We start from the raw sequence: 19,616 nt of genomic DNA, 5'->3' as shown, positions 1-19,616 counted from the left end.
CGGTAATATGGGATACGTGGAGGCATAACCCCAACTTTATCTATAGAGGTTTTAACCATGGCAACTGTTTCCATGCGCGACATGCTCAAGGCTGGTGTTCACTTCGGTCACCAGACCCGTTACTGGAACCCGAAAATGAAGCCTTTCATCTTCGGCGCGCGTAACAAAGTTCACATCATCAACCTTGAGAAAACTGTACCGATGTTCAACGAAGCTCTGGCTGAACTGAACAAGATCTCTTCTCGTAAAGGCAAAATCCTTTTCGTTGGTACTAAACGCGCTGCAAGCGAAGCTGTGAAAGAAGCTGCTCTGAGCTGCGACCAGTTCTTCGTGAACCATCGCTGGCTGGGCGGTATGCTGACTAACTGGAAAACCGTTCGTCAGTCCATCAAACGTCTGAAAGATCTGGAAACTCAGTCTCAGGACGGTACTTTCGACAAGCTGACCAAGAAAGAAGCGCTGATGCGTACTCGTGAGCTTGAGAAACTGGAAAACAGCCTGGGCGGTATCAAAGACATGGGCGGCCTGCCGGACGCACTGTTCGTTATCGATGCTGACCACGAACACATTGCTATCAAAGAAGCGAACAACCTGGGTATCCCGGTATTCTCTATCGTTGATACCAACTCTGATCCAGATGGCGTTGATTTCGTTATCCCGGGTAACGACGATGCAATCCGTGCTGTGACCCTGTACCTGAGCGCTGTCGCTGCTACCGTTCGTGAAGGCCGTTCTTCCGATCTGGCTTCCCAGGCGGAAGAAAGCTTCGTAGAAGCTGAGTAATAAGGCACGCTCGTTAGAGCCCTTATAAACCAGGTAGTAACACGTTTGGTTAGGGGGCCTGTTTATGGCCCCCTTTTTCACTTTTAAATCTGTGCGGTTTCAGGCCGGGCAGATCAAATCTTCCGAGGATTTTAGAATGGCTGAAATTACCGCTTCCCTGGTAAAAGAGCTGCGTGAACGTACTGGCGCAGGCATGATGGATTGCAAAAAAGCCCTGACTGAAGCTAATGGCGACATCGAGCTGGCAATCGAAAACATGCGTAAATCTGGCGCGATCAAAGCGGCTAAAAAAGCAGGCAACGTTGCTGCTGACGGCGTGATCAAAACCAAAATCAACGGCCACGTTGCTTTCATTCTGGAAGTTAACTGCCAGACTGACTTCGTTGCTAAAGATGCTGGTTTCCAGGCATTTGCAGACAAAGTTCTGGACGCTGCTGTTGCGGGTAACATCACCGACGTTGAAGTTCTGAAAGCACAGTTCGAAGAAGAACGTGTTGCGCTGGTTGCTAAAATCGGTGAGAACATCAACATCCGTCGCGTAGCTTCCCTGGAAGGTGACGTTCTGGGCAACTACCAGCACGGTGCGCGCATCGGTGTTCTGGTTGCAGCTAAAGGCGCTGACGAAGAGCTGGTTAAACAGCTGGCAATGCACGTTGCTGCAAGCAAACCAGAATTCGTTAAGCCGGAAGACGTATCCGCTGAAGTGGTAGAGAAAGAATACCAGGTACAGCTGGATATCGCGATGCAGTCTGGTAAGCCGAAAGAAATCGCAGAGAAAATGGTTGAAGGCCGCATGAAGAAATTCACCGGCGAAGTTTCTCTGACCGGTCAGCCGTTCGTTATGGATCCGAGCAAGTCTGTTGGCCAGCTGCTGAAAGAGCACAACGCTGACGTGACTGGCTTCATCCGCTTCGAAGTGGGCGAAGGCATCGAGAAAGTTGAGACTGACTTCGCAGCAGAAGTTGCTGCCATGTCCAAGCAGTCTTAATTGCAGTAAAGGAGCCGCCTGAGGGCGGCTCTCTTTTGTGTCGTAAAGAATCGCAGTACAGAAAGAACATCGTCATGTGGAAATCAGCCAGCTCCTATAGGGGCTAAGTGGCAAGGAACGCATGATGTCACTCGAATTTAACCATCCCATTCGTGACACTCTCAGGAAAGAAAATGGCTACCAACGCAAAACCTGTCTACAAACGTATTCTGCTTAAGCTTAGCGGTGAAGCATTGCAGGGGACTGAAGGCTTCGGTATTGACGCAAGTATTCTTGACCGCATGGCGCAAGAGATTAAAGAACTTGTCGAGCTGGGCATCCAGGTGGGTGTCGTCATTGGTGGTGGCAACCTGTTCCGCGGTGCGGGTCTGGCGAAAGCCGGTATGAACCGCGTTGTGGGCGACCACATGGGCATGCTGGCTACGGTAATGAACGGTCTGGCAATGCGTGACGCACTGCATCGCGCCTATGTGAACGCCCGCCTGATGTCGGCAATTCCGCTGAATGGCGTTTGCGACAACTACAGCTGGGCAGAGGCGATCAGCCTGCTGCGTAACAACCGCGTCGTGATTCTGTCCGCCGGTACCGGCAATCCGTTCTTCACCACCGACTCCGCAGCCTGCCTGCGCGGCATCGAAATTGAAGCCGACGTCGTGCTGAAAGCAACCAAAGTTGACGGCGTATTCACCGCTGACCCGGCGAAAGACCCGTCAGCCACCATGTACGAACAGCTGACCTACAGCGAAGTACTGGATAAAGAACTGAAAGTCATGGATCTGGCTGCCTTCACGCTGGCCCGTGACCACAAACTGCCAATTCGCGTATTCAACATGAACAAACCGGGCGCTCTGCGTCGCGTGGTCATGGGCGAAAAAGAAGGCACTTTAATTACGGAATAATTTCCGTTACTGCCATTTCCGGGTAAGATTCGCTTTTATCTGGCAGAATTCAGATATTCTGTGGCTTGATTTAAACGAGACTATACTTAAGCACATTCTCTGTACTGTGTGGCCGTTTGGTCGACTGAGACTAGTTTTCAAGGATTCGTAACGTGATTAGCGATATCAGAAAAGATGCTGAAGTACGCATGGACAAATGCGTTGAAGCGTTCAAAAACCAAATCAGCAAAATTCGCACGGGTCGTGCTTCTCCCAGCCTGCTGGATGGCATTGTCGTTGAGTATTACGGCACAGCAACCCCGCTGCGTCAGCTGGCGAGCGTCACCGTAGAAGATACCCGTACGCTGAAAATCAACGTGTTCGACCGCTCTATGGGCCCGGCCGTTGAGAAAGCGATCATGGCGTCTGACCTCGGTCTGAACCCAAGCTCTGCGGGTACCGATATCCGCGTTCCGCTGCCTCCGCTGACGGAAGAACGTCGTAAAGACCTGACCAAAATCGTTCGTGGCGAAGCCGAACAGGCGCGCGTTTCCGTGCGTAACGTTCGTCGTGATGCAAACGACAAAGTGAAGGCGCTGCTGAAAGACAAAGAGATCAGCGAAGACGACGATCGCCGTTCTCAGGAAGAAGTACAAAAACTGACTGATGCTGCTATCAAGAAAGTTGAAGCCGCACTGGCAGAGAAAGAAGCCGAGCTGATGCAGTTCTAAGCTGTGTAAGTGGTGCGATGAACGCCGTACAGGAAGCATAAGCGCTTCGCTGGCGGCGTTTTGCATTTTATCAATCCTGGATCTCTCATGAAGCGATTAACTGTTCTGGGCTCAACAGGCTCTATCGGCTGCAACACGCTGGACGTGGTGCGTCATAACCCCGAGAGTTTTGCCGTCACGGCGCTGGTAGCGGGCAAAAATGTCGACCGGATGGTCGAACAATGTCTGGAATTTGCTCCGCGCTATGCGGTGATGGACGATGCCAGAAGTGCCGATGCCCTGAAGCTGGCGCTGCGCGAGCGCGGCAGCCGCACCGAGGTGCTGAGCGGTCAGCAGGCGGCGTGTGAGGTTGCGGCGCTGGATGAGGTCGATCAGGTGATGGCGGCAATCGTCGGCGCGGCGGGCTTGCTTCCGACCCTGGCGGCAATTCGCGCGGGTAAAACGATTCTGCTGGCGAACAAAGAGTCGCTGGTGACCTGCGGGCGGCTGTTCCTCGAGGCGGTAAAACAGTCTGGCGCGCGGCTGCTGCCGGTCGACAGTGAACATAACGCTATCTTTCAGAGTTTGCCGCAAAGTTTTCAGTGCGACTTAGGTTACGCTGACCTGACGCAGCATGGGGTGTCGTCCATTCTGCTCACCGGGTCAGGTGGCCCGTTCCGGGAGACGCCTATCGCCGATCTGAGCGCCATGACGCCAGATCAGGCCTGTCGTCACCCGAACTGGTCGATGGGGCGCAAAATCTCCGTCGACTCGGCCACCATGATGAATAAAGGTCTGGAATACATCGAAGCCCGCTGGCTGTTCAATGCATCAGCCCAGCAAATGGAAGTATTGATTCACCCTCAGTCGGTGATCCACTCGATGGTACGTTACCAGGACGGAAGCGTGCTGGCACAGTTGGGTGAGCCCGATATGCGGACGCCGATTGCTAATACCATGGCCTGGCCGCACCGCGTCGTGTCCGGGGCGAAAGCGCTGGATTTCTGTAAGCTGGGCGCGCTGAGCTTTTCCGAACCGGATTATGCCCGCTACCCTTGCCTGAAGCTGGCGATGGATGCTTTCGAACAGGGGCAGGCTGCGACTACCGCGCTGAATGCGGCTAACGAGATTTCGGTCGCGGCATTCCTCGACGGTCAGATTCGCTTTACCGACATCGCCGCCCTCAATCTGGCGGTGCTGGAGCAGCGCGATCTGCACGAACCTCAGAGCGTAGATGAGGTGCTGGCGATTGATGCGTGGGCGCGTGAAGCGGCGGTGATGCAGACGAAATATTTCGTCAGGTAATGAGAGCGGAATCAGCATACATGCCGTTATGGCATTTGTGAGCATCTGGCTTCAGTGATATAGTCTGCGCCACCCGATCGCTGCGCGTTTTGGCTGGGCGACGGAGAGAGCCGTGATTTAACACGGCTTTTTTGCGAGACAAAGAGACGTAAAATCAATCAGGCTCGCCTGTGCGACAAAGTGTACAGCTGTATTCCGGGGTACCGCTCATCCCTTTTTATGGATTAAAAACGCGTTATGTTGTCTGCTAACCAACCAACCAGTGAGAATCTGCCAGCCCACGGTTGCCGTCATGTGGCAATCATTATGGATGGCAACGGCCGCTGGGCGAAAAAGCAAGGTAAAATCCGAGCCTTTGGGCACAAAGCCGGGGCGAAATCCGTGCGTCGTGCCGTCGCCTATGCCGCGAATCATGGTATTGAAGCACTCACGCTTTACGCGTTCAGCAGTGAAAACTGGAATCGCCCCGAACAAGAGGTGAGCGCTCTGATGGAGCTGTTCGTCTGGGCGCTGGATAGCGAAGTAAAAAGTCTGCACCGTCATAACGTTCGGCTGCGGATCATTGGCGATACCCGTCGCTTTAACTCCCGCCTGCAAGAGCGGATTCGGAAAGCGGAAGCGCTGACGGAACATAATACGGGGTTAACATTGAACATCGCCGCCAACTACGGTGGCCGATGGGATATTGTTCAGGGAGTTCAGCGCTTAGCCGAACAGGTTCAGGAAGGGGAACTCCGCCCCGATCAAATCAGTGAAGAACTGCTTAATCAGCAGGTCTGCATGCATGAACTGGCTCCCGTAGATTTAGTAATTAGGACCGGGGGAGAGCATCGAATCAGTAACTTTCTTATCTGGCAAATTGCCTATGCTGAACTTTACTTTACAGATGTTCTTTGGCCCGATTTCGATGAACAAGACTTTGAGGGTGCACTGCATGCGTTTGCCAATCGTGAACGTCGTTTCGGCGGCACCGAGCCTGGTGGCGACAAGGCCTGATGGGGGTAGCTTTTGCTGAAGTATCGCCTGATTTCTGCATTAATTCTAATACCGGTTGTCATTGCAGCCCTGTTTCTGCTGCCGCCCGGCGGCTTTGCTATTGTGACGCTGGTTGTCTGTATGCTGGCGGCCTGGGAATGGGGACAATTAAGCGGTTTCACCTCGCGCACTCAACGCGTGTGGCTGGCGGTGCTATGTGGCCTGTTGCTGGCGGTGATGCTCTTTATGATTCCGGAATATCACCACAATATTCATCAACCGGTGGTGGAAACATCGCTGTGGGCCTCGATGGTCTGGTGGGTGATTGCGCTGGTATTGGTGCTCTCTTATCCCGCGTCCGCCGCCTTCTGGCGTCAGTCAAAGGTTCTGCGGCTGATTTTCGGTATCGTCACGATTATACCGTTCTTCTGGGGAATGCTGGCGCTGCGCGCGTGGCACTATGATGAAAACCACTACAGCGGCGCGCTGTGGCTGCTTTATGTCATGATCCTGGTCTGGGGCGCAGACTCCGGAGCCTATATGTTTGGTAAGCTGTTCGGCAAGCACAAGCTGGCGCCGAAGGTTTCGCCGGGCAAAACCTGGCAGGGGTTTATCGGCGGCCTGATCACGGCGGCGATTATCTCCTGGGCTTACGGCCTGTGGGCAAATCTGGACGTTGCACCGTCCATACTGTTAACCTGTTCCATCGTGGCAGCGCTGGCTTCCGTTTTGGGTGATCTCACCGAAAGTATGTTCAAACGTGAAGCCGGCATTAAAGACAGCGGTCATTTGATTCCTGGCCACGGCGGGATCCTTGACCGAATCGACAGCCTGACGGCGGCGGTACCGGTCTTTGCCTGTCTGCTGCTGCTGGTTTTCAGGACGATTTAACGGATGGACTTATGCTGAGCATTCTCTGGAACCTGGCTGCGTTTATTGTCGCGTTAGGGGTATTGATCACCGTACACGAATTTGGTCATTTCTGGGTTGCTCGGCGCTGTGGCATCCGCGTAGAACGCTTTTCTATCGGTTTTGGTAAAGCGCTGTGGCGTCGCGTAGATAAGCGCGGCACCGAATTTGTGGTTGCCCTGATTCCGCTGGGTGGCTACGTCAAAATGCTCGACGAGCGCGTTGATGCGGTGGTGCCTGAAATGCGCCACATGGCGTTTAACAATAAAACGGTTGGCCAGCGCGCTGCCGTTATCGCCGCCGGCCCCATCGCTAACTTCCTCTTCGCTATCTTCGCCTACTGGCTGGTGTTTATCATTGGCGTCCCTGGTATTCGTCCGGTTGTTGGTGAAATAACCGCCAATTCCATCGCGGCGGAAGCACAAATTGCACCAGGCACGGAACTAAAAGCCGTCGATGGTATCGAAACGCCTGACTGGGATGCTGTGCGCATGGCGCTGGTGGCGAAAATTGGTGACGAAAGCACCACTCTCACCGTGGCCCCTTTCGGCAGCGAGCAGCGTCAGGATAAAATCCTCAACCTGCGGCACTGGGCGTTCGAGCCGGATAAAGAAGATCCGGTGACCTCGCTCGGTATTCGTCCGCGTGGTGCGCAAATTGAACCGGTGCTGGCAGAGGTGCAGTCTGACTCTGCGGCGCGTAAAGCCGGTTTACAAGCGGGGGATCGGATCGTTACAGTCAACGGTCAGCCGCTGACGCAATGGATGACGTTTGTTACGCTGGTGCGTGATAACCCCGGCAAAGCGTTACAGCTGGAGATCGAAAGGCAGGGCAGTCTCTTGTCTTTAAGTCTGATACCAGATACAAAACACGGTAGCGGAAAAGCGGAAGGGTTTGCAGGGGTAGTACCAAAGATTATCCCGCTGCCTGAGGAATATAAAACAGTGCGCCAGTATGGGCCATTCAGCGCCATCGTCGAAGCCACGGAAAAAACCGGGCAGTTGATGAAGCTGACGGTCAGTATGCTGGGAAAATTGATCACCGGTGACGTCAAACTGAACAACCTCAGTGGGCCGATTTCTATCGCCCAGGGGGCTGGGATGTCTGCGGAGTATGGGCTGATTTACTACCTGATGTTTCTTGCACTCATCAGCGTGAATTTAGGCATAATCAACCTGTTCCCGCTCCCCGTATTAGATGGGGGACATTTGCTGTTTTTGGCGATTGAGAAGCTGAAAGGCGGCCCGGTATCCGAGCGAGTTCAAGACTTTAGTTATCGCATTGGCTCTGTTCTGCTGATGTTGTTAATGGGGCTTGCACTTTTCAATGATTTCTCTCGGTTGTAAGAGAGTTAGTTAGGAAGAACGCATAATAACGATGGCGATGAAAAAGTTGCTTATAGCGTCGCTGCTGTTTAGCAGCGCGACCGTATACGGTGCTGACGGGTTCGTGGTGAAGGACATTCATTTCGAAGGCTTGCAGCGTGTCGCTGTTGGTGCGGCCCTTCTCAGTATGCCAGTACGTCCTGGCGATACCGTCACTGATGACGACATCAGTAACACCATTCGCGCCCTGTTTGCGACGGGCAACTTTGAGGATGTTCGCGTCCTGAGAGACGGCGATGTGTTGCTGGTGCAGGTCAAAGAGCGTCCAACGATTGCAAGCATCACCTTCTCCGGCAATAAGTCGGTGAAAGATGACATGCTCAAGCAAAACCTGGAAGCCTCTGGCGTTCGCGTCGGTGAATCTCTCGACCGCACCACGCTTTCCGATATCGAGAAAGGGCTGGAAGATTTCTACTACAGCGTCGGTAAGTACAGCGCGAGCGTGAAGGCGGTTGTCACTCCGCTGCCGCGTAACCGCGTCGATCTGAAGCTGGTGTTCCAGGAAGGCGTTTCCGCCCAGATCCAACAGATCAACATCGTCGGTAACCATGCGTTCAAAACCGAAGATCTGATCTCCACGTTCCAGCTGCGCGATGAAGTGCCGTGGTGGAACGTGGTCGGCGATCGTAAATATCAGAAACAGAAGCTGTCGGGTGACCTTGAAACCCTGCGCAGCTACTATCTGGATCGCGGCTACGCCCGTTTCAACATCGATTCCACTCAGGTGAGCCTGACGCCGGATAAAAAAGGCATCTACATCACCGTGAACATCACCGAAGGCGACCAGTACAAACTGTCTGGCGTACAGGTGACCGGGAATCTGGCAGGGCACTCGGCGGAAATTGAGAGCCTGACCAAAATCGAGCCGGGCGAGCTGTATAACGGCGCGAAAGTGACCAAAATGGAAGATAACATTAAGAAACTTCTTGGTCGCTACGGCTACGCGTACCCGCGCGTTCAGTCCCAGCCAGAAATCAACGACACGGATAAAACCGTTAAGCTGCACATCAACGTTGATGCCGGCAACCGTTTCTACGTGCGTAACATTCGCTTCGTCGGCAACGACACCTCGAAAGATGCCGTCCTGCGTCGCGAAATGCGTCAGATGGAAGGGGCATGGCTCGGCGGCGACCTGGTTGACCAGGGTAAAGACCGTCTGAACCGTCTGGGCTTCTTCGAAACCGTCGATACCGAAACCCAGCGCGTGCCGGGTAGCCCGGACCAGGTAGACGTCGTCTACAAGGTGAAAGAACGTAACACCGGTAGCTTCAACTTCGGTATCGGCTACGGTACGGAAAGCGGCGTGAGCTTCCAGGCGGGCGTTCAGCAGGATAACTGGTTAGGTACCGGTTACTCTGTGGGTATCAACGGTACCAAGAACGACTACCAGACCTACACCGAGCTTTCTGTGACCAACCCGTACTTTACGGTTGATGGCGTTAGCCTTGGCGGTCGCGTCTTCTACAATGACTTTAAAGCAGATGATGCTGACCTGTCGTCCTATACCAACAAAAGCTATGGTGTCGACGGTACGCTGGGCTTCCCGATTAACGAATACAACTCACTGCGTGCGGGTCTGGGCTACGTCCACAACGACCTGTCCAATATGGAACCGCAGGTGGCGATGTGGCGTTATCTGGACTCCATCGGCCAGACGGCCGGTACGACCAGCGATAATAACGGCTTCTCGGCGAACGACTTCACCTTCAACTACGGTTGGACATATAACAAACTCGACCGCGGCTACTTCCCGACGGACGGTTCACGTGTCAACCTGAACGGTAAAGTGACTATCCCGGGCTCCGATAACGAGTTCTACAAGGTTACGCTGGATACGGCGTCCTACTTCCCGATTGATGACGATCATCAGTGGGTCGTGCTGGGCCGTACCAAGTGGGGTTACGGTGACGGTCTGGGCGGCAAAGAGCTGCCGTTCTATGAGAACTTCTATGCCGGTGGTTCAAGCACCGTGCGTGGCTTCCAGTCCAACACCATCGGCCCGAAAGCGGTTTACTACGGCGCGTCTGGCCTGGATAACTGCGATCAGTCCGGCGACTACTGTAAGTCTGATGACGCCGTCGGCGGTAACGCCATGGGCGTGGCCAGCCTGGAGCTGATCGTACCAACGCCGTTTATCAGCGATAAGTACGCGAACTCGGTACGTACGTCGTTCTTCTGGGATATGGGTACCGTTTGGGATACCAACTGGCAGAATACGGCGACGATGAAGGCTGCTGGCGTTCCTGACTACAGCGACCCGAGCAATATCCGTATGTCCGCGGGCATCGCATTACAATGGATGTCGCCATTGGGGCCGTTGGTCTTCTCCTACGCCCAACCGTATAAAAAATACGATGGAGACAAATCGGAGCAGTTCCAGTTTAACATTGGTAAAACCTGGTAATTGCTCTTTGCAAAGGAATGCGGGTTCAGTGTAGTTTGCTGGCATAAGGCGATAGCGTCAGGTGGCTTCGGCCACCAAAAGAACAGTACCTTCGGGTACGTATGGGATGGTAAGGAGTATTATTGTGAAAAAGTGGTTAGTCGCAGCAGGTCTGGGTTTAGCAATGGCCGCATCTGCTCAGGCAGCAGACAAAATTGCAATTGTTAATATGGGTAGCCTGTTCCAGCAAGTTGCACAGAAAACCGGCGTTTCCAGCACCCTGGAAAACGAATTCAAAGGCCGCGCTGGCGAACTTCAGCGTATGGAAGGTGACCTGCAGTCTAAAATGCAGCGTCTGCAGTCTATGAAAGCTGGCGCCGATCGCACCAAGCTGGAAAAAGACATCTCTTCCCAGCGTCAGACTTTCTCCCAGAAAGCACAGTCCTTTGAACAGGACCGTCAGCGTCGTACCAACGAAGAACGTGGCAAACTGGTTACTCGTATCCAGACTGCTGTGAAATCCGTTGCTGCTAGCCAGAGCATCGACCTGGTGGTTGACGCTAACGCCGTTGCATTCAACAGCAGCGATGTTAAAGACATCACCGCTGATGTACTGAAACAGGTTAAATAAGTAATGCCTTCAATTCGACTGGCTGACTTAGCTCAGCAGTTGGATGCGGAATTACACGGTGATGGCGATATCGTCATCACCGCTGTCGCGTCCATGCAATCCGCTAAGGCGGGTCATATCACGTTCCTGGTTAACCCCAAGTACCGTGAACACCTGTCCGCTTGTGAAGCGTCGGCGATTGTCCTGACGCAAGATTTACTGCCTTTTGCCAAAGGCGCTGCGCTGGTAGTGAAGAACCCCTACCTGACCTACGCACGCATGGCTCAGATTTTAGATACCACGCCGCAGCCGGCGCAGGATATCGCCCCGAGCGCGGTTGTCAGTCCGTCGGCCACGCTCGGTCATAACGTCTCTATCGGCGCGAACGCGGTGATTGAGTCAGACGTTGTGCTGGGCGATAACGTCGTGATTGGGGCGGGGTGTTTCGTCGGTAAAAAAACAAAAATTGGTGCGGGCTCTCGCCTGTGGGCGAACGTGACCATTTACCACGAAGTCGAGATCGGCGAGAATTGCCTGATCCAATCCAGCACCGTCATCGGTTCTGATGGCTTCGGCTATGCCAACGATCGCGGCAACTGGGTGAAGATCCCGCAGCTTGGCCGCGTGATCATTGGCGATCGCGTGGAGATCGGCGCCTGTACGACGATCGACCGCGGCGCGCTTGACGACACGCAGATCGGCAACGGTGTTATCATTGATAACCAGTGCCAGATTGCGCACAACGTGGTGATTGGTGACAATACCGCGGTCGCAGGCGGCGTGATTATGGCCGGTAGCCTGAAAATTGGTCGTTACTGCATGATTGGCGGCGCCAGCGTGATTAACGGCCATATGGAAATTTGCGATAAGGTTACCGTAACCGGTATGGGCATGGTTATGCGTCCCATTTCCGAGCCTGGCGTATACTCGTCCGGTATCCCGCTCCAGCCGAATAAGGCATGGCGCAAAACGGCCGCACTGGTGATGAATATTGATGAAATGAGCAAGCGTCTCAAAGCCGTTGAACGCAAGCTTGATAATCAAGATTAATTTTCATCCGTATCGCATGATACTTTCCGGCCTGTCGGCATTCTTGTAATCCGGCAGGCCGTGTTATTATTGCCCCTTAGTATATTTTGACAGGAAGAGTATTTTGACAACTGACACTCATACTCTGCACATTGAAGAGATTTTAGAACTTCTGCCGCACCGTTACCCGTTCTTACTGGTAGACCGCGTGCTGGATTTTGAAGAAGGTCGTTTTCTGCGCGCAGTGAAAAATGTTTCCGTAAATGAGCCGTTTTTCCAGGGCCACTTCCCTGGCAAACCGATTTTACCGGGCGTGCTGATTCTGGAAGCGATGGCGCAGGCAACCGGCATTCTGGCGTTTAAAAGCGTTGGTAAACTGGAGCCAGGCGAACTGTACTATTTTGCAGGCATTGATGAAGCGCGCTTCAAGCGTCCTGTCGTGCCAGGCGATCAAATGATTATGGAAGTCACCTTCGAGAAAACCCGCCGTGGCCTGACTCGCTTTAAAGGCGTTGCGCTGGTCGACGGTAAAGTGGTTTGCGAAGCAACAATGATGTGTGCGCGTAGCCGGGAGTCCTAATCTGTGATTGATAAAACCGCCTTTATCCATCCTACCGCCATTGTGGAAGAGGGCGCCGTTATTGGCGCTAACGTTCACATTGGCCCGTTTTGTATTGTGGGTCCTGACGTCGAAATCGGCGAAGGTACCGTACTGAAGTCTCACGTTGTGGTTAACGGTCATACCAAAATTGGTCGTGATAACGAGATCTATCAGTTCGCTTCTATCGGGGAAGTTAACCAGGATCTGAAATACGCTGGTGAACCGACTCGCGTGGAAATTGGCGATCGCAACCGCATTCGCGAAAGCGTCACCATTCATCGCGGCACAGTACAGGGCGGTGGATTGACGAAGGTGGGCAGCGATAACCTGCTGATGATCAACGCCCACGTGGCGCACGATTGTACGGTCGGCGATCGCTGTATTCTGGCCAATAACGCCACCCTCGCGGGCCACGTTTCGCTGGATGATTTCGTGATCATCGGCGGCATGACCGCGGTGCACCAGTTCTGCATTATCGGTGCGCACGTGATGGTTGGCGGCTGTTCTGGCGTTGCTCAGGACGTTCCGCCGTACGTTATTGCCCAGGGCAACCACGCGACGCCGTTTGGCGTCAACATCGAAGGCCTGAAGCGTCGTGGCTTCAGCCGCGAAGCGATCACCGCGATCCGCAATGCCTATAAAGCCTTGTACCGCAGTGGTAAAACGCTGGACGAAGTGAAGCCGGAAATCGCCGAGCTGGCGAAGCAGTACCCGGAAGTTCAGCCGTTTAGCGATTTCTTCGCCCGCTCTACGCGCGGCCTGATTCGTTAATGACTGAACAGCGTCCCCTGACGATTGCCCTGGTCGCCGGAGAAACCTCCGGCGATATTCTTGGTGCAGGCCTCATTCGCGCCCTCAAAGCGCGCGTTCCTGACGCGCGCTTTGTCGGCGTGGCCGGTCCGCGTATGCAGGCCGAAGGCTGTGAAGCCTGGTACGAAATGGAAGAGCTGGCGGTGATGGGTATCGTCGAAGTGCTGGGGCGACTGCGTCGTTTGCTGCACATTCGTGCCGATCTGACTCAGCGCTTTACCGACCTCAAGCCCGACGTCTTTGTCGGCATTGATGCCCCCGATTTCAACATCACGCTTGAAGGTAACCTCAAGAAGCAGGGGATCAAAACGATCCACTACGTCAGCCCGTCCGTATGGGCCTGGCGCCAGAAACGCGTCTTCAAAATTGGCAGAGCCACCGATCTGGTGCTCGCATTTCTGCCTTTTGAAAAAGCGTTTTACGACAAATTTAACGTCCCGTGCCGCTTTATCGGCCACACCATGGCCGACGCCATGCCGCTGGATCCGGATAAAAATGCCGCGCGGGATACGCTGGGGATCGCCCACGACGTTCACTGTCTGGCCATGCTGCCGGGTAGTCGCGGTGCCGAAGTGGAGATGCTCAGCGCAGATTTCTTAAAGACCGCGCAGCTGCTGCGTCAGCAGTATCCCGACCTTGAAGTCGTCGTACCGTTGGTTAACGCGAAGCGTCGCGAACAGTTTGAGCGAATCAAAGCGGAAGTGGCCCCCGATCTCGCGGTGCGCATGCTCGACGGCATGGCGCGTGAGGCGATGATCGCCAGCGATGCGGCGCTGCTGGCCTCTGGCACGGCGGCGCTTGAATGCATGCTGGCAAAATGCCCGATGGTGGTGGGCTATCGGATGAAACCGTTCACCTTCTGGCTGGCTAAACGGCTGGTGAAGACCGACTATGTCTCGCTGCCTAACCTGCTGGCGGGGCGTGAGCTGGTTAAAGAACTGCTGCAGGATGAGTGTCAGCCAACGCTGTTAGCCGAAGCGCTACAGCCGCTGCTGGCCAACGGCAAAACCAGCCACGCGATGCACGATACGTTCCGTGAACTGCATCTGCAAATTCGCTGCAACGCGGACGAACAGGCGGCAGACGCGGTGCTGGAGTTAGCACGATGATTGAATTTGAATATCCCCATACCCATCTCGTGGCGGGTGTGGATGAAGTCGGGCGCGGCCCGCTGGTCGGCGCGGTAGTGACGGCGGCGGTCATCCTCGATCTGTCTCGTCCGATTGTGGGTCTTAACGACTCGAAAAAACTCAGTGAAAAGCGCCGTCTGGCGCTGTTCGATGAAATCAAAGAGAAGGCGCTGTGCTGGAGCCTTGGCCGCGCAGAGCCGCACGAAATTGACGAGCTTAATATTCTGCATGCCACCATGTTGGCTATGCAGCGTGCGGTCGCCGGGCTGTCTATTGTGCCGGAATACGTACTTATCGACGGCAACCGCTGTCCGGCGTTGCCGATGCCCTCCATGGCGGTGGTGAAGGGCGATAGCAGGGTGGCGGAAATTAGCGCAGCGTCTATCCTCGCTAAAGTGACGCGTGACGCCGAAATGGCCGAGCTGGACACGGTGTTCCCGCAGTACGGCTTTGCCCAGCACAAGGGTTACCCAACCGCTTTTCATCTGGAAAAGCTTGCGCAATATGGCGCGACCGAGCATCACCGACGCAGCTTTGCTCCCGTCAAACGCGCGCTGGGACTCGCGTCCTGATTCGTGCGTCGAGAATAAGTAAACCGGAATCTAAAGATGGCTGAACCACGTTTCGTGCACCTGCGGGTGCATAGCGACTACTCCATGATCGATGGGCTGGCAAAAACCGGGCCGCTGGTGAAAAAGGCGGCCTCGTTAGGCATGCCTGCGCTGGCGATTACCGATTTTACCAACCTCTGCGGCCTGGTGAAGTTCTACGGAGCGGGCCACGGCGCGGGAATCAAACCGATTGTCGGCGCCGATTTTAACGTGCAGAGCGAACTGTTCGGCGATGAGCTGACCCATTTAACGGTGCTGGCGGCCAATAATACCGGCTACCAGAACCTGACGCTGCTGATTTCCAAAGCCTACCAGCGCGGATACGGCGCGGCTGGCCCGATCATCGATCGTGACTGGCTACTTGAGCTGAAAGAGGGGCTCATTTTGCTGTCCGGCGGTCGTATGGGTGACGTCGGGCGTGCCCTGCTGCGCGGTAATATGGCGCTGGTGGAGCAGTGCGTTGGTTTTTATGAAGAACATTTCCCAAACTGTTATTTCCTCGAGCTGATTCGTACCGGTCGCCAGGATGAAGAGTCATACCTGCATGCGGCGGTGGCGCTGGCGGAAACGCGTGGCCTGCCGGTCGTGGCGACCAACGATGTGCGGTTCCTGGAACCCGGTGATTTTGACGCGCACGAGATTCGCGTTGCAATCCACGATGGCTTTACCCTCGACGATCCTAAGCGCCCGCGCAACTACTCCGCGCAGCAGTATATGCGTAGCGAAGAAGAGATGTGCGAGCTGTTCTCGGACATTCCGGAAGCGCTGGAAAACACCGTTGAGATTGCCAAACGTTGTAACGTGACGGTGCGTCTCGGCGAGTACTTCCTGCCGCAGTTCCCGACCGGCGATATGACCACCGAAGACTTCCTCGTCGCGAAGTCAAAAGAGGGGCTGGAAGAACGCCTGGCGTTCCTGTTCCCGGATCCGGAAGTTCGCGCCAAGCGCCGTCCGGAATACGACGAGCGTCTGGATATTGAGCTCCAGGTGATCAACCAGATGGGCTTCCCGGGTTACTTCCTGATCGTGATGGAGTTCATCCAGTGGTCGAAGGATAACGGCGTGCCGGTAGGGCCGGGCCGTGGTTCCGGTGCAGGCTCACTGGTGGCTTATGCCCTGAAAATTACCGATCTCGACCCGCTGGAGCTTGACCTGCTGTTCGAACGCTTCCTTAACCCGGAACGTGTCTCGATGCCCGACTTCGACGTCGACTTCTGCATGGAGAAGCGCGATCAGGTGATCGAGCACGTGGCCGAAATGTACGGCCGCGATGCGGTATCGCAGATTATTACCTTCGGTACCATGGCGGCGAAAGCGGTGATCCGCGATGTGGGCCGCGTTCTGGGCCACCCGTACGGTTTCGTCGACCGCATCTCTAAGCTGGTGCCGCCCGATCCGGGTATGACGCTGGCGAAAGCCTTCGAAGCCGAACCGCAGTTGCCGGAAATCTACGAAGCGGATGAAGAGGTGCGCGCGCTCATCGACATGGCGCGTAAGCTTGAAGGGGTCACCCGTAACGCCGGTAAACACGCCGGTGGCGTGGTGATCGCGCCGACCAAAATTACCGACTTTGCGCCGCTATACTGCGATGAGCAAGGTCTGCATCCGGTTACCCAGTTTGATAAGAACGACGTGGAATACGCCGGGCTGGTGAAGTTCGACTTCCTCGGCCTGCGTACGCTTACCATCATCAACTGGGCGCTGGAAATGATTAACGCCCGCCGCGAGCGCAACGGCGAGCCGCCGCTGGATATCGCGGCTATTCCGCTCGACGATAAGAAAAGCTTCGACATGCTGCAACGCTCGGAAACCACGGCGGTCTTCCAGCTTGAATCGCGCGGCATGAAGGATCTGATTAAGCGCCTGCAGCCTGACTGCTTCGAAGATATGATCGCGCTGGTGGCCCTGTTCCGTCCTGGCCCGCTGCAGTCGGGGATGGTTGATAACTTTATCGACCGTAAACACGGCCGCGAAGAGATCTCTTATCCGGACGTGCAGTGGCAGCACGAAAGCCTGAAGCCGGTACTGGAGCCAACCTACGGCATTATCCTGTACCAGGAACAGGTGATGCAGATTGCCCAGGTGCTTTCCGGCTACACCCTTGGCGGCGCGGACATGCTGCGTCGTGCGATGGGTAAGAAAAAGCCGGAAGAGATGGCCAAGCAGCGCGGTGCCTTTGAAGAAGGGGCGAAAAAGAACGGCGTTGATTGCGAACTGGCGATGAAAATCTTTGACCTGGTGGAGAAATTCGCCGGTTACGGGTTTAACAAATCGCACTCTGCGGCTTATGCGCTGGTGTCTTACCAGACGCTGTGGCTGAAGGCGCACTATCCGGCCGAGTTTATGGCGGCGGTAATGACTGCCGATATGGACAACACCGAGAAGGTGGTCGGCCTGGTCGACGAATGCTGGCGCATGGGGCTGAAAATATTGCCGCCGGATATCAATTCAGGTTTATATCATTTCCACGTGAATCATGACGGGGAAATCGTGTATGGTATCGGCGCCATTAAGGGCGTCGGTGAAGGCCCGATTGAAGCCATCATCGAAGCGCGTAACAACGGCGGCTATTTCCGCGAGCTTTTCGACCTTTGCGCACGTACCGACACCAAAAAGCTCAACCGCCGGGTGCTGGAAAAGCTGATTATGTCCGGCGCGTTCGATAGGCTTGGTCCGCATCGCGCCGCGCTGATGAATTCGCTCGCCGACGCGTTAAAGGCGGCGGATCAGCACGCGAAAGCGGAAGCGATTGGCCAGGCTGATATGTTCGGCGTGCTGGCGGAAGAGCCGGAGCAGGTCGAGCAATCCTACGCCAACTGCCAGCCATGGCCAGAGCAGGTCGTTTTAGACGGTGAGCGCGAAACGTTAGGTCTGTACCTGACGGGGCATCCGATCAACCAGTATTTAAAAGAAATTGAGCGCTATGTCGGCGGGTATCGACTCAAAGACATGCATCCGACGGAACGTGGGAAAGTGACCACGGCCGCGGGGCTCGTGATTGCCGCGAGGGTTATGGTCACCAAGCGCGGCAATCGTATCGGCATCTGTACGCTGGATGACCGTTCCGGACGCCTGGAGGTCATGCTGTTCTCCGAGGCGCTGGAAAAATACCAGCACCTGCTGGAAAAAGACCGCATACTTATCGTCAGCGGACAGGTCAGCTTTGATGACTTCAGCGGCGGCCTTAAAATGATGGCCCGCGAAGTGATGGACATTGACGAAGCCCGGGAAAAATACGCTCGCGGGCTTGCTATCTCGCTGACGGACAGGCAAATTGATGACCAGCTTTTAAACCGACTCCGTCAGTCTCTGGAACCCCATCGTTCGGGAACCATTCCAGTACATCTCTACTATCAGAGGGCGGATGCACGTGCGCGGTTGCGTTTCGGTGCAACCTGGCGTGTCTCTCCGAGCGATCGTTTACTCAACGATCTGCGTGGCCTCATCGGTTCGGAGCAGGTGGAACTGGAGTTTGACTAATACAGGAATACTATGAGTCTGAATTTCCTTGATTTTGAACAGCCGATTGCAGAGCTGGAAGCGAAAATCGATTCTTTGACTGCGGTTAGCCGTCAGGATGAGAAACTGGATATTAATATCGACGAAGAAGTGCATCGTCTGCGTGAAAAAAGCGTAGAGCTGACGCGCAAAATCTTTGCCGATCTCGGCGCATGGCAGGTAGCCCAACTGGCGCGCCATCCGCAGCGCCCGTACACCCTGGATTATGTCCGTCTGGCGTTTGATGAGTTTGACGAACTGGCCGGCGATCGCGCCTATGCTGACGATAAAGCTATCGTTGGTGGTATCGCACGCCTGGACGGTCGCCCGGTGATGATCATTGGTCATCAGAAAGGCCGTGAAACTAAAGAAAAAATCCGTCGTAACTTCGGCATGCCGGCACCGGAAGGCTACCGTAAAGCGCTGCGCCTGATGGAAATGGCGGAACGCTTCAACATGCCGATTGTGACCTTCATCGACACCCCAGGGGCTTACCCGGGCGTCGGCGCAGAAGAGCGCGGCCAGTCTGAAGCGATTGCCCGCAACCTGCGCGAAATGTCACGCCTGAGCGTGCCGGTTATCTGTACCGTTATCGGTGAGGGTGGCTCCGGCGGCGCGCTGGCAATTGGTGTGGGCGATAAAGTGAATATGCTGCAGTACAGCACCTATTCCGTTATCTCTCCGGAAGGCTGCGCCTCTATTCTGTGGAAAAGCGCCGACAAAGCGCCGCTGGCCGCAGAAGCGATGGGCATCATCGCCCCGCGTCTGAAAGAGCTGAAGCTGATTGACTCCATCATCCCGGAACCGCTGGGTGGCGCCCATCGTAACCCGGAAGTGATGGCGGCCTCGCTGAAAGCACAGCTGCTGGCTGACCTGGCCGATCTCGACGTGCTGAGCAAAGAAGATCTGCTGAACCGTCGCTATCAGCGCCTGATGAGCTACGGTTACGCGTAAGCCATTCGTAAGACGTTCCTGAAAAGGGCCACAGTTTGTGGCCCTTTTTTATTCCCC

General features: G+C 55.0%; 17 protein-coding genes. All 17 read left to right on the top strand.

Features of this window, described 5'->3' with window-relative positions; genetic code table 11:
• The first annotated feature begins 57 nt into the window (after positions 1–57).
• The 17 genes from rpsB (at position 58) to accA (ending at position 19,559) form a co-directional block, all read left to right on the top strand.
• On the top strand, positions 58–783 hold the full coding sequence (rpsB, locus tag H7R56_RS20090; protein ID WP_064547569.1) for a 30S ribosomal protein S2: 726 nt from the start codon (positions 58–60) through the stop codon (positions 781–783).
• A gap of 136 nt (positions 784–919) precedes the next feature.
• On the top strand, positions 920–1,771 hold the full coding sequence (gene tsf / locus H7R56_RS20085; RefSeq protein WP_106925564.1) for a translation elongation factor Ts: 852 nt from the start codon (positions 920–922) through the stop codon (positions 1,769–1,771).
• 173 nt (positions 1,772–1,944) lie between these two features.
• Positions 1,945–2,670 carry a UMP kinase gene (gene pyrH, locus H7R56_RS20080; protein ID WP_001748944.1) on the top strand — a complete coding sequence of 242 codons (726 nt, stop codon included), beginning with the start codon at positions 1,945–1,947 and terminating at the stop codon, positions 2,668–2,670.
• Positions 2,671–2,822: 152 nt separating this feature from the next.
• A complete protein-coding gene (frr, locus tag H7R56_RS20075; protein ID WP_106925566.1) occupies positions 2,823–3,380 on the top strand; it encodes a ribosome recycling factor in 558 nt (185 codons plus the stop codon).
• An 87-nt stretch (positions 3,381–3,467) separates the two neighbouring features.
• On the top strand, positions 3,468–4,664 hold the full coding sequence (gene ispC, locus H7R56_RS20070; protein WP_106925568.1) for a 1-deoxy-D-xylulose-5-phosphate reductoisomerase: 1,197 nt from the start codon (positions 3,468–3,470) through the stop codon (positions 4,662–4,664).
• A 237-nt stretch (positions 4,665–4,901) separates the two neighbouring features.
• Entirely contained in the window at positions 4,902–5,660 is a 759-nt protein-coding gene (gene ispU, locus H7R56_RS20065; RefSeq protein WP_106925570.1) for a (2E,6E)-farnesyl-diphosphate-specific ditrans,polycis-undecaprenyl-diphosphate synthase, read from the top strand.
• A gap of 12 nt (positions 5,661–5,672) precedes the next feature.
• Positions 5,673–6,530 (top strand): phosphatidate cytidylyltransferase, encoded by an 858-nt coding sequence (gene cdsA / locus H7R56_RS20060; protein WP_106925572.1) that lies wholly within the window; start codon positions 5,673–5,675, stop codon positions 6,528–6,530.
• A gap of 11 nt (positions 6,531–6,541) precedes the next feature.
• The gene (gene rseP / locus H7R56_RS20055; protein ID WP_106925574.1) at positions 6,542–7,894 is read left to right on the top strand and encodes a sigma E protease regulator RseP; all 1,353 of its coding nucleotides are present in this window, start codon (positions 6,542–6,544) and stop codon (positions 7,892–7,894) included.
• A gap of 31 nt (positions 7,895–7,925) precedes the next feature.
• Positions 7,926–10,337 (top strand): outer membrane protein assembly factor BamA, encoded by a 2,412-nt coding sequence (bamA, locus tag H7R56_RS20050; RefSeq protein ID WP_182928382.1) that lies wholly within the window; start codon positions 7,926–7,928, stop codon positions 10,335–10,337.
• Positions 10,338–10,461: 124 nt separating this feature from the next.
• Positions 10,462–10,947 (top strand): molecular chaperone Skp, encoded by a 486-nt coding sequence (skp, locus tag H7R56_RS20045; protein WP_106925578.1) that lies wholly within the window; start codon positions 10,462–10,464, stop codon positions 10,945–10,947.
• A gap of 3 nt (positions 10,948–10,950) precedes the next feature.
• Positions 10,951–11,976: a UDP-3-O-(3-hydroxymyristoyl)glucosamine N-acyltransferase gene (lpxD, locus tag H7R56_RS20040; protein ID WP_106925580.1), complete on the top strand. Its 1,026-nt coding sequence runs from the start codon at positions 10,951–10,953 to the stop codon at positions 11,974–11,976.
• 103 nt (positions 11,977–12,079) lie between these two features.
• Positions 12,080–12,535, top strand: a complete 456-nt coding sequence (fabZ, locus tag H7R56_RS20035; RefSeq protein ID WP_052285413.1) for a 3-hydroxyacyl-ACP dehydratase FabZ — start codon at positions 12,080–12,082, stop codon at positions 12,533–12,535.
• A 3-nt stretch (positions 12,536–12,538) separates the two neighbouring features.
• The gene (gene lpxA, locus H7R56_RS20030; RefSeq protein WP_106925582.1) at positions 12,539–13,327 is read left to right on the top strand and encodes an acyl-ACP--UDP-N-acetylglucosamine O-acyltransferase; all 789 of its coding nucleotides are present in this window, start codon (positions 12,539–12,541) and stop codon (positions 13,325–13,327) included.
• Positions 13,327–14,475 (top strand): lipid-A-disaccharide synthase, encoded by a 1,149-nt coding sequence (lpxB, locus tag H7R56_RS20025; RefSeq protein ID WP_106925584.1) that lies wholly within the window; start codon positions 13,327–13,329, stop codon positions 14,473–14,475. Before lpxA ends, lpxB begins: the two co-directional genes overlap by 1 nt.
• Entirely contained in the window at positions 14,472–15,068 is a 597-nt protein-coding gene (rnhB, locus tag H7R56_RS20020) for a ribonuclease HII (protein WP_106925586.1), read from the top strand. Before lpxB ends, rnhB begins: the two co-directional genes overlap by 4 nt.
• Before the next feature lie 36 nt (positions 15,069–15,104).
• Complete coding sequence (gene dnaE / locus H7R56_RS20015; RefSeq protein WP_182928381.1) at positions 15,105–18,587, top strand: DNA polymerase III subunit alpha; 3,483 nt, start codon at positions 15,105–15,107, stop codon at positions 18,585–18,587.
• A gap of 12 nt (positions 18,588–18,599) precedes the next feature.
• Complete coding sequence (gene accA / locus H7R56_RS20010) at positions 18,600–19,559, top strand: acetyl-CoA carboxylase carboxyl transferase subunit alpha (protein ID WP_106925590.1); 960 nt, start codon at positions 18,600–18,602, stop codon at positions 19,557–19,559.
• Positions 19,560–19,616: the final 57 nt, after the last annotated feature.

This window comes from Klebsiella sp. WP3-W18-ESBL-02 (assembly GCF_014168815.1).
Classification (GTDB): Bacteria; Pseudomonadota; Gammaproteobacteria; order Enterobacterales; family Enterobacteriaceae; genus Kluyvera; species Kluyvera ascorbata_B.
Note: the sequence above shows the minus strand (reverse complement) of the source record. Positions and strands in the feature narration are given on the sequence as shown.